Source organism: Collinsella sp. TF12-2AT (assembly GCF_003436735.1).
Classification (GTDB): Bacteria; Actinomycetota; Coriobacteriia; order Coriobacteriales; family Coriobacteriaceae; genus Collinsella.
Genome location: NZ_QSQK01000015.1, coordinates 20,370 through 35,515, shown reverse-complemented (window position 1 = coordinate 35,515; position 15,146 = coordinate 20,370). Strand labels below are relative to the sequence as shown.

At 58.3% G+C, this 15,146-nt stretch carries 15 protein-coding genes and 1 riboswitch; of the genes, 11 read left to right on the top strand and 4 right to left on the bottom strand.

What is annotated here, in order from left to right:
* Window positions 1-26: 26 nt before the first annotated feature.
* Window positions 27-767 carry a 4-hydroxy-tetrahydrodipicolinate reductase gene (gene dapB / locus DXD24_RS09115; RefSeq protein WP_233502377.1) on the bottom strand — a complete coding sequence of 247 codons (741 nt, stop codon included), beginning with the start codon at window positions 765-767 and terminating at the stop codon, window positions 27-29.
* Window positions 760-3,069, bottom strand: coding sequence for a 4-hydroxy-tetrahydrodipicolinate synthase (gene dapA, locus DXD24_RS10275; protein ID WP_117646564.1), 2,310 nt, complete (start codon window positions 3,067-3,069; stop codon window positions 760-762). The genes dapB and dapA overlap by 8 nt, the downstream gene beginning before the upstream one ends.
* 65 nt (window positions 3,070-3,134) lie before the next feature.
* Window positions 3,135-3,303: riboswitch (Lysine riboswitch) on the bottom strand.
* 145 nt (window positions 3,304-3,448) lie between these two features.
* On the opposite strand from dapA, the gene DXD24_RS09105 reads away from it, so the two are divergent.
* The 5 genes from DXD24_RS09105 (at window position 3,449) to DXD24_RS09085 (ending at window position 6,809) form a co-directional block, all read left to right on the top strand.
* Entirely contained in the window at window positions 3,449-4,636 is a 1,188-nt protein-coding gene (locus tag DXD24_RS09105) for an amidohydrolase (RefSeq protein WP_117564408.1), read from the top strand.
* Between the two features lie 102 nt (window positions 4,637-4,738).
* Window positions 4,739-5,020 carry a type II toxin-antitoxin system RelE/ParE family toxin gene (locus DXD24_RS09100; protein ID WP_117564407.1) on the top strand — a complete coding sequence of 94 codons (282 nt, stop codon included), beginning with the start codon at window positions 4,739-4,741 and terminating at the stop codon, window positions 5,018-5,020.
* Window positions 4,992-5,333: a HigA family addiction module antitoxin gene (locus DXD24_RS09095; RefSeq protein WP_117564406.1), complete on the top strand. Its 342-nt coding sequence runs from the start codon at window positions 4,992-4,994 to the stop codon at window positions 5,331-5,333. The genes DXD24_RS09100 and DXD24_RS09095 overlap by 29 nt, the downstream gene beginning before the upstream one ends.
* 79 nt (window positions 5,334-5,412) lie before the next feature.
* A complete protein-coding gene (locus DXD24_RS09090) occupies window positions 5,413-5,682 on the top strand; it encodes a hypothetical protein (RefSeq protein WP_117564405.1) in 270 nt (89 codons plus the stop codon).
* Window positions 5,683-6,053: 371 nt separating this feature from the next.
* Window positions 6,054-6,809 carry an EcsC family protein gene (locus tag DXD24_RS09085; RefSeq protein ID WP_117564404.1) on the top strand — a complete coding sequence of 252 codons (756 nt, stop codon included), beginning with the start codon at window positions 6,054-6,056 and terminating at the stop codon, window positions 6,807-6,809.
* 6 nt (window positions 6,810-6,815) lie between these two features.
* On the opposite strand, the gene DXD24_RS09080 is transcribed toward DXD24_RS09085, so the two are convergent.
* Window positions 6,816-6,995, bottom strand: coding sequence for a hypothetical protein (locus tag DXD24_RS09080; RefSeq protein ID WP_117564403.1), 180 nt, complete (start codon window positions 6,993-6,995; stop codon window positions 6,816-6,818).
* Between the two features lie 332 nt (window positions 6,996-7,327).
* Between DXD24_RS09080 and DXD24_RS09075 the strand changes: the two genes are divergently transcribed.
* The 4 genes from DXD24_RS09075 (at window position 7,328) to DXD24_RS09060 (ending at window position 11,364) form a co-directional block, all read left to right on the top strand.
* Complete coding sequence (locus DXD24_RS09075; RefSeq protein WP_233502376.1) at window positions 7,328-7,870, top strand: DUF4352 domain-containing protein; 543 nt, start codon at window positions 7,328-7,330, stop codon at window positions 7,868-7,870.
* A gap of 38 nt (window positions 7,871-7,908) precedes the next feature.
* Window positions 7,909-8,331, top strand: a complete 423-nt coding sequence (locus tag DXD24_RS09070) for an XRE family transcriptional regulator (protein ID WP_117646563.1) — start codon at window positions 7,909-7,911, stop codon at window positions 8,329-8,331.
* 99 nt (window positions 8,332-8,430) lie between these two features.
* Window positions 8,431-9,798: a protein kinase gene (locus tag DXD24_RS09065; RefSeq protein ID WP_158549117.1), complete on the top strand. Its 1,368-nt coding sequence runs from the start codon at window positions 8,431-8,433 to the stop codon at window positions 9,796-9,798.
* 300 nt (window positions 9,799-10,098) lie between these two features.
* Window positions 10,099-11,364 (top strand): ATP-binding protein, encoded by a 1,266-nt coding sequence (locus DXD24_RS09060; RefSeq protein WP_117564399.1) that lies wholly within the window; start codon window positions 10,099-10,101, stop codon window positions 11,362-11,364.
* 142 nt (window positions 11,365-11,506) lie between these two features.
* Here the strand turns inward: DXD24_RS09060 and DXD24_RS09055 are convergent, their stop codons facing one another.
* A complete protein-coding gene (locus DXD24_RS09055; protein ID WP_117564398.1) occupies window positions 11,507-12,640 on the bottom strand; it encodes a glucosaminidase domain-containing protein in 1,134 nt (377 codons plus the stop codon).
* 393 nt (window positions 12,641-13,033) lie between these two features.
* On the opposite strand from DXD24_RS09055, the gene DXD24_RS09050 reads away from it, so the two are divergent.
* The gene (locus DXD24_RS09050) at window positions 13,034-14,290 is read left to right on the top strand and encodes an ATP-grasp domain-containing protein (protein ID WP_117564397.1); all 1,257 of its coding nucleotides are present in this window, start codon (window positions 13,034-13,036) and stop codon (window positions 14,288-14,290) included.
* A gap of 84 nt (window positions 14,291-14,374) precedes the next feature.
* Entirely contained in the window at window positions 14,375-15,121 is a 747-nt protein-coding gene (locus DXD24_RS09045) for an aspartate/glutamate racemase family protein (RefSeq protein WP_233502375.1), read from the top strand.
* Window positions 15,122-15,146 lie beyond the last annotated feature (25 nt).

Here is a 15,146-nt window from a genome sequence, read left to right as displayed (position 1 = left end):
TTTGGGTGGATCCGGTTGATACCTGGTTAGGCAAACATGACCTGGTCGAACGTATAGAAGCCGTGCTCGCGGGTGACGAGCTTCTGCGCGGCTGCCAGAGCGCCGTTGACGAAGATCTGACGGCTCGTGGCGCGATGCGTGAGCGTGACTTCCTCGTCTTGGCCAAAGAAACTCACTTCGTGTACGCCGGCGACCGTGCCGCCGCGCAGCGAGTGCATGCCGATCTCCTTGGGGTCGCGCGCGCCGCACATGCCCTCGCGGCCATAGACGGGCTGGTAGCCTGCCTCGGGCTCGGCCTCGACGACGGCGTCGAGTAGCAGCTTGGCGGTGCCGCTGGGAGCGTCGACCTTTTGGTTGTGGTGTGTCTCGACGATCTCGCAGTCAAAGCCAGGCAGTTCGCGCGTGGCCTGTGCCACCAGATGACGCAGGGCCGCGATGCCGATGGAGTAGTTGCCGGAGTGCATGACGCGGGCGCTCTGACCTAGCTCGCGCAGGCGATCCATCTGCTCGGGCGTATAGCCCGTGGTGCCCGAGACCAACGCCGCGCCTGTACGCTCGACATAGGCAACGACGGCATCGAAGGTCACGACATTCGAGAAGTCGATGATGACGTCGGCTGCCGGGGCGCTTTCGAGCTCAGACAGGTCAAAACCGATCTGGGCCACAATGTCGAAAACGGGCTGTCCGGCGGTATCGACAATACCCTCGGCAGTGGTGCGGATGAGCGAGCCCATGCGGCCCGTTCCCATAATGACGGTCTTAATCAAGCAGACCAGCTCCCTTCAGAGCATCGGTAAGTGCGGCACGCGTATCGTCGGCCATGGGGCACAGCGGCATGCGGTAGTTTGCCTCGATCATACCCATCTGGGCGAGCGCTTCTTTAACGGGGATGGGGTTGACCTCGCTAAAGAGGGCGTTGATGAGCGGCTGGCCGGCAATCTGGATATCGCGGGCGCGCGCTACGTCACCGTCCAGATAGGCGCGGCACATGTCGTGCACGAGCTGCGGCTGTACGTCGGCCCACACGCTGATGGCACCCGAAGCGCCCAGGCTCATGAGCGGCACGGTGAGTGCATCCTCGCCCGAGTACATGCGGAAGTCATCAGACAGCAGGTGGGCGATCTTGGCCGCGTAGGCGACGTTGCCCGAGGCTTCCTTAATGCCCATGATGTTGGGGTGCGCAGCCAAGCGCTCTACGTTGCGCTCGCTGATGCTGCAGCCGCAGCGGCCGGGGATGTTGTAGAGGATGCAAGGGATGTCCACGGCATCGGCGACGGTCTTAAAGTGCTGGTAGATGCCCTCTTCATTTGACTTGTTGTAGTAGGGGGTAATGAGCAGCAGGCCGTCGGCGCCCAGGCCTTGGTAAGTGAGCGACTTGGTGAGCATGGTTTGCGTGGAGTTGGAGCCCGAGCCGGCGATGACGGGGACGCGGCCCGCAACCTGCTTGACCACTGCGGCGACAACGGAGTTGTCCTCGTCGTCGGTCATCGTGGCACTCTCTCCGGTGGTGCCCAGGGTGAGGATGGCGTCAGTGCCATTTTGCAGGTGGAAATCGATAAGGCGCTCGAGTGCATCAAAGTCGACGCTGCCGTCCTTTTTAAACGGCGTGACAAGGGCGACGATCGAACCCTCGAGGTTGCGGATGTCCATGTTCTTCTCCTTCGCTTCCGCGATCTGGATGCGTTTGTTCCATTGGGCGGCGACTGCCAGGCGCTCGTCCTGGGCGCGACGGCGGGCACTTTCGGCGTGCGACTTCGCCAGCAGCTCTCGGCCGCACGGCAGCACGTCGAGCGTGGCGAAGTAATCGCCCGGGCGCTCGGCGCGGCGGATGAGGTCGGCCGAGCCATCGGGGCGCAGCAGGACCTCGGCGGAGCGTAGGCGTCCGTTGTAGTTGTAGCCCATGGAGTAGCCGTGCGCACCCGTATCGTGAATCACGAGCACATCGCCCATGTCGATATGCGGCAGCTCGCGATCGATGGCGAACTTATCGTTGTTCTCGCATAGGTTGCCCGTGATGTCGTACGTGTCCGTGACGGGCGCTGCGGTCTTGTCGGCGCCACTCGGCTGACCCATTACCGTAATGTGGTGGTAGGCGCTATACATGGCAGGTCGAATGAGGTCGACGGCGCTTGCGTCGACACCGATATAGTCCTTGTAGATCTGCTTTTCGTGGATGGCCTTGGTGACCAGACAGCCGTAGGGGCCCATCATAAAGCGGCCCATCTCGGTGCAGATGGCCACATCGTCCATGCCGGCGGGAACCAAGATCTCGTCGTATGCCGCGTGCACTCCCTCGCCGATGGCATGGATGTCGTTAGCCTGCTGCTCGGGCAGGTAGGGGATGCCGACGCCGCCGGATAAGTTGATGAAGGCGACGTGTGCACCGGTCTCGCGCTCCAGGCGCACGGCAAGCTCAAAGAGAATGCGCGCGAGTTTGGGATAGTAGTCGTTGGTGACGGTGTTGCTGGCAAGGAATGCGTGGATGCCAAAGTCCTCAGCGCCCTTGGCCTTGAGCATGCGGAAGGCCTCGAAGAGCTGCTCGGTGGTCATGCCATATTTGGAGTCGCCCGGGTTGTCCATGATGCCGTTGGAGAGCTGGAACAAGCCGCCCGGATTAAAGCGGCAACTGACTGTCTTGGGGATGGGCCCCGCGACACGCTCAAAGAACTCGATATGGCTGATGTCGTCAAAGTTGACGATGGCGCCCAGCTTGTCGGCGAGTTCAAAGTCGGCCGCCGGCGTGTCGTTGGACGAGAACATGATGTCGTGGCCGGTGATGCCCAGCGAGCGGGCGATCATGAGCTCGGTATAGCTCGAGCAATCGCAGCCGCAGCCGTATTCGTTGAGAATGGAGATGAGCGCCGGGTTGGGGTTGGCCTTGACGGCAAAGTATTCCTTAAAGCCCGGGTTCCAGGCAAAGGCGTCGCGCACTTCTTGCATGTTGCGGCGGATGCCCGCCTCGTCATATAGATGAAACGGCGTGGAGAATTGCTCGACGATATGCTCGAGCGTCTCCTTGTCCACAAACGGCTGCTTTGCCGCATATGCCTCGTTGGGAGTCAGTGACATGTCCCGTAAACCTCGCTATCCAGACGGCGCTACCTGCGCATCGAATCCGCATAGCGTGGACCCAATGTCCGGATAGCGCTCCCGCATTGCTGCAGACAGTCCTGCGGGTGTTTCCCGCAGGCCCACCAGGTTGTTCGTGCCCGAAAAACCCAGTTCGGCGGGTTTCGCCTCCCCACGGGGTCAAAGCCTGCCGGCTCGCCCGCGGTTCTTCGTGCCCGCGCCTCTATCAAGTGGTAAAGACCCTACCACGTTGCACTTTACCAAACAAGAGTATTCGTATATAACGTTTAAAAAATGCAAGGATATGCTGGAAATAAGGGTGTAGCAATCTTGCGGCACAATAGATGGCAACCGACGCGCACCCATGAAAGGAACCTCTATGACCGAGCTCCAAGAACTCCGTCGCTATCGCCGCGATCTCCATCGCATTCCGGAGCTTGATTTCGATCTTCCGCAGACTATCGCCTATATCGAGGGCGTGTTGGCGCCGCTCGCTTGCGAGGTGACCCATCCGTGCCCCAGCTGCGTCTGCGCTTTCTTTGACGCTGGCACGGGCGCCGCGCATGCCACGGCGATTCGCGCCGATATGGACGCCCTGCCCATTGCGGAGGCGACGGGCGCGGCCTTTGCCTCGACGCATCCCGGAAAGATGCACGCTTGCGGACACGATGGACACATGGCCATGGCGCTTGCGGCGGCAACCTTCGTTGACCGTACGATCCGTGAGCAGCCGGGCGCCATTAAGCGCAATGTGCTCTTTGTGTTTCAGCCGGCCGAGGAGACGACTGGTGGCGCCAAGACGGTGTGCGAGAGCGGTGTATTCGAGCGCTACGGGGCGGATCGCATCTTTGGCTTCCACGTATGGCCCGATTTGCCCGCCGGCACGTTGGCGAGCTGTTCCGGTCCGCTGCTGGCGCGCTCAAGCGAGACGCACATTCATATCCATGGCGCGAGCATCCATATCGCCAAGACCTACGGCGTTCCAGTCGAGGAATCGCATGATGCCGCGCTGGCAGCGGCCAAGTTCTTGGTTTCCGAGCGCGAGCTCATGGACGAGTTAGGTGCCGACGAGCCCTGCATTGGTAAGTTCGGCCTGCTGCAGGCTGGCACCGTCTGCAATGCGGTGGCGGGGGAGGCCCATGTGGCTGGCAGCCTCCGCGTATTTACGGACGGTATGTTCGACCGTGCGCGCGAGGGCGTGCGCCGCGTGTTGGACGAGGCCTGCGCCGCAACAGGCTGTACGTACGACCTCGACTTTGCCGAGGGCTATCCGCCGGTCGATAACGACCCCGAGCTGTTCGCCCACATTGCGCCTGCCTTGTCTGAGCTGCAACTTGTGGACGAGCCACTGCTAATCGCCGAGGACTTCGCCTTCTATCAGCGCCATCTGCCGGGTGTGTTCTTCCTGCTGGGTATGGGCGTGCCGGAGGGACAAGAAAACCCGATCGATTCGGATGGCTGCCCCGCCTATGCCACGAGCGCCCTGCATACTGATACCATGCTCTTTGACGAGGAAATCCTGCTCAAAGGCCTCGATGTCTACAAACGATTGCTTTTGCTTGACTAAGGCGTGAAGGGCTATTTGTTCTAGAAAACACGAACAAACGTACGATATAATAGAGATGTAAGTTTGTAGAAACGTTTGACGTTACTAACGTAAGGCGATACTATGATTGCATCGTATAAAGATGAGGATACCGAACGCTTTGCCATGGGTGTGCGGGTCAGGAGGTTCGTGCCCTTTGAGCGTGTTGCGTTGAGGAAGATTCGCCAACTGCAGGTTTGTGCTTCGCTTGATGATCTTCGCGTTCCACCGGGCAACCGCCTGGAAGCTTTGAAGGGCGATCGTGCCGGTCAATATAGCATCCGTGTTAACGAGCGCTATCGGGTCTGTTTTGAGTGGAGACAGGGGATGGCTTGGAATGTCGAAATCGCCGATTATCACAAGTGATGAGACTGCGTCTGATTTGCTGCCGCCGGTGACTCCTGGCGAGCTTCTCAAAGAGGAATTTCTTGTCCCCATGGGCATTTCTCAATATCGCCTTGCTAAGGAGACCGGGATTCCGGCTCAACGCATTGGACAGATTATCTTGGGAAGGCGTCGTGTGACGGCCGACACCGACCTTCGTCTTTGCCGTTATTTTGGCCTGACGGATGGTTATTGGCTGCGCGCTCAGGTGGCGTTTGACCTTGAGGCCGAGAAAAGGCGGATCGAACCGGAACTCGATAAGATCGTTCCTGTTCAGCAGGCCATCGCACTGTAGTGCTCAAAGATGATGGGGGGTGGCGATGAGGCGACGCCGACAGTCTTCCGTATATAGTCCGGGTGGATGCGGGTGTGGCTTGCTACTGCTTCCGGTTATTGCTGTGAGCATTGGCGTGATGTTTGCGCTTGCCGGGTTGGCCGCGGCGGCGCTCGTGCTGCTGATTGTGGCCATTGGCGTGACGGTCTGGCTGCGCCGTTCTCGCGAGCAACGCCGCGCCGAAGGTAAGACCAATGTAGGATGGATTGCCTTTTTGATCATCGCCTACCTGCTGAGCATCAGCTATTTGGCCTTCTTTATCCTGTTGCTTGTGAGCGCCTTTACCGGGGAATCCGTCACGGTGGGGTAGGTTTCGACGAGCTTCTTGAGGATGAAGCGAGGGGACGGACCCTGAATGAACCGCGCCCCACATCAACAAGTTTCATTCGTTGTGTAGCAATCCGAATGTGCAAGTGTTTGGCGTGAGGGCACCGCCGCCAGTAACACGGGGATGCGGGCCGCGATCGCCAGCCCCCATGCCAGCTCATCGCAATAGATTCCATAAGGACCCACCAACAGGACATAGGCCAACTTGCGAGCCCATCATTCGCTGCGGCCACAAATCAGCTGGCAGCTGAATTATCGCTATAAATCGCGAGGTAAAATGTCCAAAGATTGATGGACGGTTCGCAGAATTTGCAAGGGTCATTGTGAAAGCAAAGCTGCGAGAAAGGAAGAGCCATGGCTAAGAAGACGGGAGAGAAAGAAACGGTTGAAAAGGCCAAAGGCTTCGAGATTCCCATCGATGAGGAATCGGCCGGCAAGCTGCTCGATACCATCTACAGGAGCGCACTGAATGGCGTCCCTAAGGTGAGTCGTTCGGTCGACGAGATGGTTGCCGACTACACGGGAAAGGCGAAGTCGCCCGATGATGCCGCAAGGGCACTCGCAAAGTGGCAGGTCATGAAATGCGGAACCTCAGGTTTCGTCACCGGGCTCGGGGGCTTGATTACGCTTCCGGTCGCAATTCCCGCGAACATAAGCAGCGTCATGTACGTTCAGATGCGCATGATCGCCTGCATCGCGAAGATGGGTGGCTATGACGTTACGTCCGACCAAGTTCAGACGATGATCTACATGTGCCTCACAGGTACGACGGCGAGTGATCTTGTCAAAATGGGGCTCATCAAGACTGGGACGAAATCGCTTGAGGCTGCAATCAAGAAGATTCCCGGGTCGGCACTCGTGAAGATCAACCAGAAGGTTGGCTTCAGATTTATCACGAAGTTCGGCGAGAAAGGTATCATCAACCTTGGGAAAATGCTGCCCCTCGCCGGCGGCTTGATTGGCGGCGGCGTGGACGTGGCATCGACGAGCATCATTGCTAAGAACGCCATCAGGATGTTCATGGAGGGCGAGGACCCCGATGGGACCCTGCCCACTGAAGCGGAGATCGAAAGCATCGAAGACGTTGAGGTGGAAAGCGACCTGCTTTAGTCCTTGCTACACGCCCCACACCCCATTGCCTAGCCTATGCCGTAGGGACTGCCCGGCTATTATGAGGTATTCCGCCTGCTCCTCGCGGTCTATTCGGCACATCGTGCGCATCGTCTGCTTTGAGTCGCAGGCCGTGTCGTTGCCGTCCACGATGGCCTTGTGGTTGTTGAATGTGGTCGAGCCCATGTGACCCTTGGGTGGCTCTCAGCTCGCATCTACCAGGATTCTTGTCGAGCTCGTGCGAGCATCGAGCGTGTAGGGCATGCTCGAGAGCGTCTTCGTCCGCATGGACCACGCCGCGCAGGTTCGCCATGTCGGAAATCGAGGCAAGGCACTGCAGCCGTAGAACCAGTAGTTCTAATCGATGTTGGCAAGCCTCGAGGTGTCATCGGCGATGGACACGCGCTTCACGCTCTTCTGTATGGCAACCTTAGCTCTCAGCTAATGAATTCAAGTTTAATCCTTCCTACGATGTGCTGTGTGCCGGCACGGTAGCCGGATAGATGGAAGGATGCATGATGAAAAAGCTCGAAAACGAAGTGCTGCTGAGCCGTCGCGCTGCGCTTGGCGCGTTCGCCACCGTTGCCTTGGGGACTGCCGGCCTGCTTGCGGGCTGTGGCAGCGATAAGGCGACCGTTACCGAGGACGCCGGCGACGCAGATAAGAAGGAGGAGTCGAAAAAGGAGGAACAGCCAACGACCGACCTGGCCGTCGGCACGACCGTGACCACGGCTGCCGGTCTTTCCGTTACTGTCGATTCCGTGCAGACCGGGCTTACCAATTTTGACGGTTCGACCATGACGGGCATTCACGTCACGTACGTCAACAATGGCGATGAGGGCGCGGATTACAATGTCTACGACTGGAAGGGCGAGGACGCCAACGGCGCCCAGCAGAACCAGGGCTATTACAGCGAAGGCTCTGACGAGCTGCAGTCTGGCACCCTTGCCGCCGGCGGCTCCGTTGCGGGCAATATCTACTTTGACGGCGACATCAAGAAGGCCCTGTATTTTGCCAACATGCTCGAAAAGACCGCGACTGCTAGCTGGGTGCTTGCTTAGCGTGTTGATGCCGTTGGGTCGTTTGGAGGTGAGGCCGCGTGCCCGATAAAAAGCTGACCGAGGAGCTGCTCAATGAGCTTCTCGATGCGCCAAGTATCGATGACTACATGATGAAACACGACTTTGCCGCCCCGTCGCTTTCGGATTACTTAAAGCAGTTGCTGCAAGAGAAGGGGCTCGAGCGTTCGCGCGTGGTGCGTATGGCCGACCTCAACGAGACCTTTGGCTATCAGATCTTTACCGGTTCGCGCAATCCGAGCCGCAATAAGGTGCTGCAGATTGCCTTTGCAATGGCGCTGTCGATGAAAGAGACCAACCGCGCCCTGACGGCTGCCGGAGTGAGCGTCCTCAACTGCAAGGACCGTCGCGATGCAATCATTATCTTTTGCATCGACCGTGGCTGTAGCCTCCAAAAAGTCAATGAAGAGCTGTATCGCTTTGGCGAGGAAACGGTGAGTTAGTGGCCGATGGCTGAGCCGGTTGTGTCACCAGAATAACCATGCAAACGAACGGGGTGCGGACAACATGGGGTGTCCGCGCCCTGCGTTATGATGGACGCTATGGATACTCAGAGCCCAACATATTCCGATGATGAGCTGACTGCTTCGCTTGTCGAGCATTTGGCGTCGTTCGACCGCGATGACAGCTATCGTGTGGAGCGCGTGCTCAAGCTCTCGGATGTCGAGACGACCGAACTCGTCTATTTTGAGGGCTCTGGTGGCGGGTCTCTTGGCCCCTTTGTCCGCAAGCGCATCGATGCTTCGGTGCAGATTGGCGGAGCTTATGAGCGCCTGTTTGCGGCCCAGCGCGCCGGTCGTCGTTTTGAGCACCTGCCCCGAATCGTCGATTGCCGCCGTGTGGGCGACGAGCTCGACGTGGTGATGGAGTATGTCGAAGGCGAGACACTCGAGGCGTTGGTGGGACGCTTGGGGGCGACGCCCGATTATGCCCGCGGGCTGTATCCCGTTTTGTGTGAAGCGGTAGGCGAGCTACATGCTGGTTTTGCAGCTGCGGGGGAGCCGGGGGTACCGGTAATCCACCGCGACCTGAAACCCTCGAACATCATCGTATCGGGCGTGAGGTATGCGGCCGATGCTGGCATGACCTTCTCGTCGCTGGTGATTATCGATTTGGGGATTGCGCGTGTGTGGCGTGACGGGGCCGATGCCGACACGGTTAAGTTTGGAACGCGACCCTATGCGCCACCCGAGCAATATGGTTTTGGGCAGACGAGCGTGCGCAGCGATGTCTATGCGCTCGGCGCGCTTCTGTTCTTTTGTCTGACGGGGGCTGACCCTAAGCCGGGTCAGAATATGCGCGAGCAATGCGAGGCGTGCGACGTCCCCGCGGCGCTGGCTGATGTCATTTGCATGGCCATGGCGCTCGATCCGGCCAAGCGCTTTGCAAGTGCCGAGGCGCTCGGACACGCTGCGCGCGCGGCATACGGGCTGTGTCTGCCTGTGCCTGGCTCGAATAGCACTACGGCGCCTTCAATGGCGCAGGCTGCTCCGCAAATGGCGCCGTCTTTCGGGCGGCGGCCCAAGGAAGTCTCTTCGGTGACTCCTTGCCGCAAGAGCCTGCTTTCACGGATCCCGGAACCCATTGGGCGTATATGGAACGGCATGATCTATGCGGCAACCTTGCTGCTATTGGTCGGAAGCCATTTTGCCGTATTCCAGCCCACGGGAGCCAACCGCAGCTATCCAACGTGGTTTTTGGCCCTTGAGTATTTTCTTATAGTCGATGGCATGGTGGTGCTCATCTCGTTTGGCGTGCTCGACCGCCGCAGGCTTCGGCGCCGCTTTCCCGTGCTTGATCGTTATCGGGGCCGTGAGTTTGTCACGCTGTGGCTTAAGGCGCTGGGAATTATGTGCGTCATCATGATCGTGATTATTGCCGTCGGCAACGCAACCGGCATAGTCGCTTAATGCAATGTACCGCTATAAGAAAAGGGTCCCGATTGGGGCCCTTTGCAGTAGCGCTTAAATGCGGTTCATCTGGTTGCAACCTTGTTGTACCAGTCCTGCCTCGTGGGCGGGGCGAGTGCCCATCGCCATAGGTGTTGTGACGGTTAAATTGCTCCGTGCTTCGAAGCGCCGTCAATTGTCACCACAGAATTCCGTCAATTGTCACCATAATTCGCCATCAATCCTCACCACAAATTTCCGTCAATCGTCACCACACAGCTGGTAAAATACCTAATATGGGTAAGTCAAGAAGGAGGCCGTGTGGATAGGTATGTAGATAGATGCATCGATAAGGCAATCAGCCGTAATCTCAATATCTTCGGTGCGGTCCTCATTCAGGGTCCAAAGTGGTGCGGAAAGACTACTTCGGCTAGTCGTTTTGCTAATTCATCCTTGTCTCTTTCCGATCCGGCTGGAAATTTTTCCGCTCTCCAGCTGGCACGGATCGATCCGGCGCAAGCATTAGCAGGGCGATCTCCCAGGCTCATCGATGAATGGCAGGAAGAGCCGAAGCTGTGGGATGCCGTGCGTTTCGAGTGCGATGCAAGGAGGGGAGAATCCGGTCAGTTTATTCTTACGGGTTCGGCAACGCCTCGGGATTCGATGCGGCCGATGCATAGCGGCGTTGGGCGAATAGTTAGGTTGCGAATGGACACCATGACGATGTTCGAGCTTGGCGTTTCTTCTGGCGCGGTTTCGATTGGAACGCTTCTTTCCGGTTACCCTGCCAAGCAGGCTGTCGGGTCAATCTCCGGCATCGCCGGAATCGCCGATTTGCTGTGTCGTGGCGGTTGGCCTCAGGCGATGGGGAAAACGACTGACGATGCCATGCAGATAGCCGCTGCCTATGTTGATGGCGTATGCGAATCGGATGTTTCTAGAACTGATGGCGTTAAGCGCGATCCGGTCAAGGTCAGGTCTCTTTTGGCATCGCTAGCGCGGAATGAGTCGACGCTTGCTGGCTCAAAGTCTATTGACAAAGATATCGGTACCGGCGTTTCGAAGAACTCGGTCTCCAGATACATGGACGCCCTGAGACGAATCAATATCGTCGACGATATCCCCGCTTGGCATCCAGCGCTCAGGTCTCCGGTGAAGCTGCGGCAGGGGGCGAAGAGGCATCTCGCCGATCCTTCGCTTGCCGTTGCGCTGCTCGGAGCAAATCCGGAGTCGTTGGCATCTGACCCGAAGACACTGGGGTTGCTTTTCGAATCCCTCGTCCTGCATGACCTCAAGGTTTACGCCGCCGCAAATGACTCGTTGGTGTCCCATTACCACGATGCCGACGATCTCGAGGTTGACGCAGTTATCCACAGGCGCGATGGAACTTGGATTGCCGTGGAGGTGAAGCTTGGAAGCCCTCAAATCCCCGAGGCATCCGCAAATCTGCTTCGGCTGGAGCGAAAGCTGGTCGAGCGTGGCGAGAGGCCGCCTGTGGCAAAACTCATCATCATTGGGTTCGGCATGCCGGTTCATACAACGCCCGATGGCATCATCGTTGCTCCCGTTGACACACTCGCGCCATAACGTTGTGGTGGGATCACCTTGCCTTCGGAAGGGGTTTCAGTCTCAAGCGACTTTTCCAACACTCACTTATGCCTGCATGCCAATTCTGGTCTAGCAAGGCCAAAGAAAAGGGGTCCCGTTTGGGGCCCCTTTGCAGTTGCACTTAAATACGGTTCATCTGGCCGGCGACCTTGTTGTACCAGTCCTGCCACGTGGGCGGGCAGTACTTTTTGGCGGCTGCCGGGGTAAGCGTGGAGCCATAGTTGGCGCCCAGGTAGGCAACGTGGGCGGAGACACCCTCGCTCCAGCTGCCAAAGCTACGCCAACCACCGCCGCGGGCACTCCAGCCCCAGGCGTTATAGGAGCCGGCGCAATAGAGGCCCTTGCTGCTCTCGATGCAGGCGATGGCGGGGGACCAACGGGGGTCGACGCCGGTATTCCAGGCGGCGACGGCAAAGTTATAGCCCTGGCCTGCCATGGGGGAACCGGCGAGGTAGTTGTCGATGCGACTCGTCCACTCGTTAATGAACGAGTCGTAATCGGAATTGCCGCTGTTGGAGTTGTTCACCGTGGTGTCGATGGTGGTGTTGGAGTTGGTGGCCTGACTGTTGGAGTTATTGCCACTCACGCCGGTACCCGAGAGCTTCTCGGCGGCAGCGGCTTTGTCGGCCTCGAGCTTAGCCAGTTCGGCGGCATTTTCCTGCTCGGCCTTCGCTTGCGCCTCGTTGCGGAGCTGTTGTGCCTGGGCCAGCGCGTCCTCGGCATTCTTTTGCTCGCCCTCGAGCTGAGACTTGGCCTGCTCGAGCTCGGTTTTGTTCTGCTCGAGCTCGGTCTGCATCTTGTTAAGCTCTTCGATCTCGTCGACGCTCGAGCTCGTAATCTGGTTGGTGTATTTGCAGGTGGTGATAAAGTCACCCAAGCTCTGCGTGTTCACCAGGAAGCTCACGATGGGGCTGGTGCCCTTCTGGTACTTATACAGATCGCGCATGGCGGAGCTTGCCTTGGCCTGCTGCTCGGGTAGCTCGGCCTCAATCTTATCGATGTTCGCCTCATTGGAGTCGATCTGCTTCTGCAGATCCTCGAGCTTGGTTCGGGCGTCGTTGTAGGCGCTCGTGGCGTCCTCGATTTTTTTCTGGGCGGCGGAAAGCTGATCCTGCGTTGCCTGCGAGGCGGCATAGGCCGCGATGGGGGAGAGCATCGGCGTGGCCGTCAGCGCGACGGCGAGTGCGGCGCTCGTGATGATACGAGCCGGCTTCGACGCGATGAGCGCTGCGGTGCGATGGTTCGAATGCTGCATCCAGTCCCTCTGCAATCAATCGTAGGTTATTGGTCGAGCTGTATTCTACTACTGCTTTCGACCTCAACTTGAACCTTAAAGGTTCTAAAGGGTCAAGTTGAACTTGAGGCTTTGGCCTTGACCTGCGGGAATGGTGAATTGTTGAGAAACCATAGAGTTCAACTTTAACGTTACGGCACCCTGTTTGTGAGGGTTTTGGCTGTAAAAGTTGCCCTCACGTGGGGTTTTGCAACTACAAGGTCCCGTCGCGGTGAGCTTGGCCTTCATGCTGGATAATTACGCCGATTGCCATAGATACGGTGGAGCTTTGGGTGCCGGCGGCTCGGCACGCTAGAATAAATCAGTTGCACAAAGACCGCCCGTCGTGTGGGCAGTTCATGATAGGAAGTTTCCATGGCATTGCAGTTTACAGAGCGCGAGTTTATTCCCGTGCTGCTCGGCGGCGACATCAACGCGTATTCGGTGGCGCGCGCCTTCTACGAGGAGTATCAGGTCAAGAGCCTGGTCTTTGGCAAGTATCAGACGGGCCCTGCGTATCGCAGCCAGATTATCGACTACACGCCTAACGTGGATATCGACACCATGCCCGTGATGCTTAAGACCGTCAACGGTATCGCTCGGGCACATGCCGAAAAGACGATTGTCCTGATGGGCTGCGGCGATAACTATGTTGCTCTGGTGGCCCAGGCCAAGGATGCCAACGAGCTGGCGGATAACATCGTTGCGCCTTACGCGCCCTATAGCATGCTTGAGCAGTGCCAGAAGAAGGAGATCTTCTACGAGCTGTGCGAGAAGCACGGTGTGCCCTATCCGCATACGTTTACCTTTACCATGGCGATGCTCAACGCTCAGGGTGAGGCTCCCGCCGAGGTGCTTGACCAGATCGACTTTCCCTACCCGATGATCCTGAAGCCTTCCGACGGCATCATGTGGTGGCAGCATGAGTTCGAGGGTCAGAAGAAGGCTTATGAGATTGCCGACCGCGCCGAGCTGGAGCAGGTTATCCGCGATTCCTATGCCAGTGGCTACACCGATGACCTGATTTTGCAGGATCGCGTGCCCGGCAACGACGAGTACATGCGCGTGCTCACCAGCTATTCTGACCGCAACGGCAAGGTTCGCATGATGTGCCTTGGTCACGTGCTGCTCGAGGAGCATCAGCCCCATGGCGTCGGTAATCACGCCTGCATCATCACCGAGCCCAATGATGAGCTTATGAGTGGCGTGCGCAAGCTGCTCGAGGACCTTCACTTTGTGGGCTATTCCAACTTTGACGTCAAGTATGACGAGCGCGATGGCTCGTTTAAGTTCTTTGACTTTAACACCCGTCAGGGCCGCAGCAACTACTACGTAACCAACAGCGGCTTTAACGTTGCCAAGTACGTGGTGGATGAGTACGTCTATAACCGCCCGTTTGAGCCGGAATTTGTGACGGCGAAGGACGAGGCGCTGTGGATGGTCGTTCCCATGGGCGTCGTCGACAAGTACGTCAAGGCTCCCGAGCTGCGCGCGAAGGTGCATCGTCTTGCCAAGGAGGGCAAGGGCGCCGATCCCTCGTTTATGAAGGGAGACTTTGTCTTTAACCGCTGGTTGCGCATGTGGCACACCAAACTGCGTCACTATAAGCTGTTCAAGACGTATTACAAGTAGACGAGCGTGGCGCCCGTCCGGTATGTATCGGGCGGGCGCGGGTATGATACGCGCAATTGCGTGGGCGTCACCAAGGAGGCGGCGATGGAAAAGCTGGGAGTTATCGGCGGCATGGGCGCCGAGGCCACGTCGTATTACTACGACCAGGTGGTACGCCATACGGCGGCTACGTGCGACCAGGAGCATATCGACATGGTGGTGCTTTCCAAGTCGACCATGCCCGACCGCACGCTGGCCATCAAGACCGGTGAGCATACCGAGCTGCTGGCGACCATGAAGGAGTGTGCCCAAGCACTCGAGTCGCTGGGCTGCGCGCACATAGCGATTCCCTGTAACACATCGCACTACTTCTACGATCAGATTCAGTCGTTTACCAAGGTGCCGATTATCCATATGCCGCGCGAATCGGTGCGTTATGCCCTGGCGGGTGCGGTGATGGGGGAGTGCGAGTTCGATCCCAACCTGAGTATGCCCGCCGAGCCGGTGCACAAGATCGGCATTATGGGCACCGATGGCACCGTGGGCGCCGGCGTCTATGGCCGCGAGTGCGAGGCAGCGGGCGCTGAGGTCGTCTATCCCAGTGAGAAGCGTCAGGCCGACGTGATGTCGCTCATCTACGATGATGTGAAGGCCGGGCGCGAACCCGATATGGATAAGTTCGATCGCGTGATGTGGGAGTTCGCCCGCAGCGGCTGCGACCGCGTCATTCTGGCCTGCACGGAGCTTTCGGTGTTGCAGAAGTATCGCGAGATGCCCGAGATCACCCTTGATGCGATGGATGTCCTGGTACGCGAGTCCATCATCCGCAGCGGCGCCCTCTACCGCCTATAACCCTCGACCTGCCAAAAAGGGACAG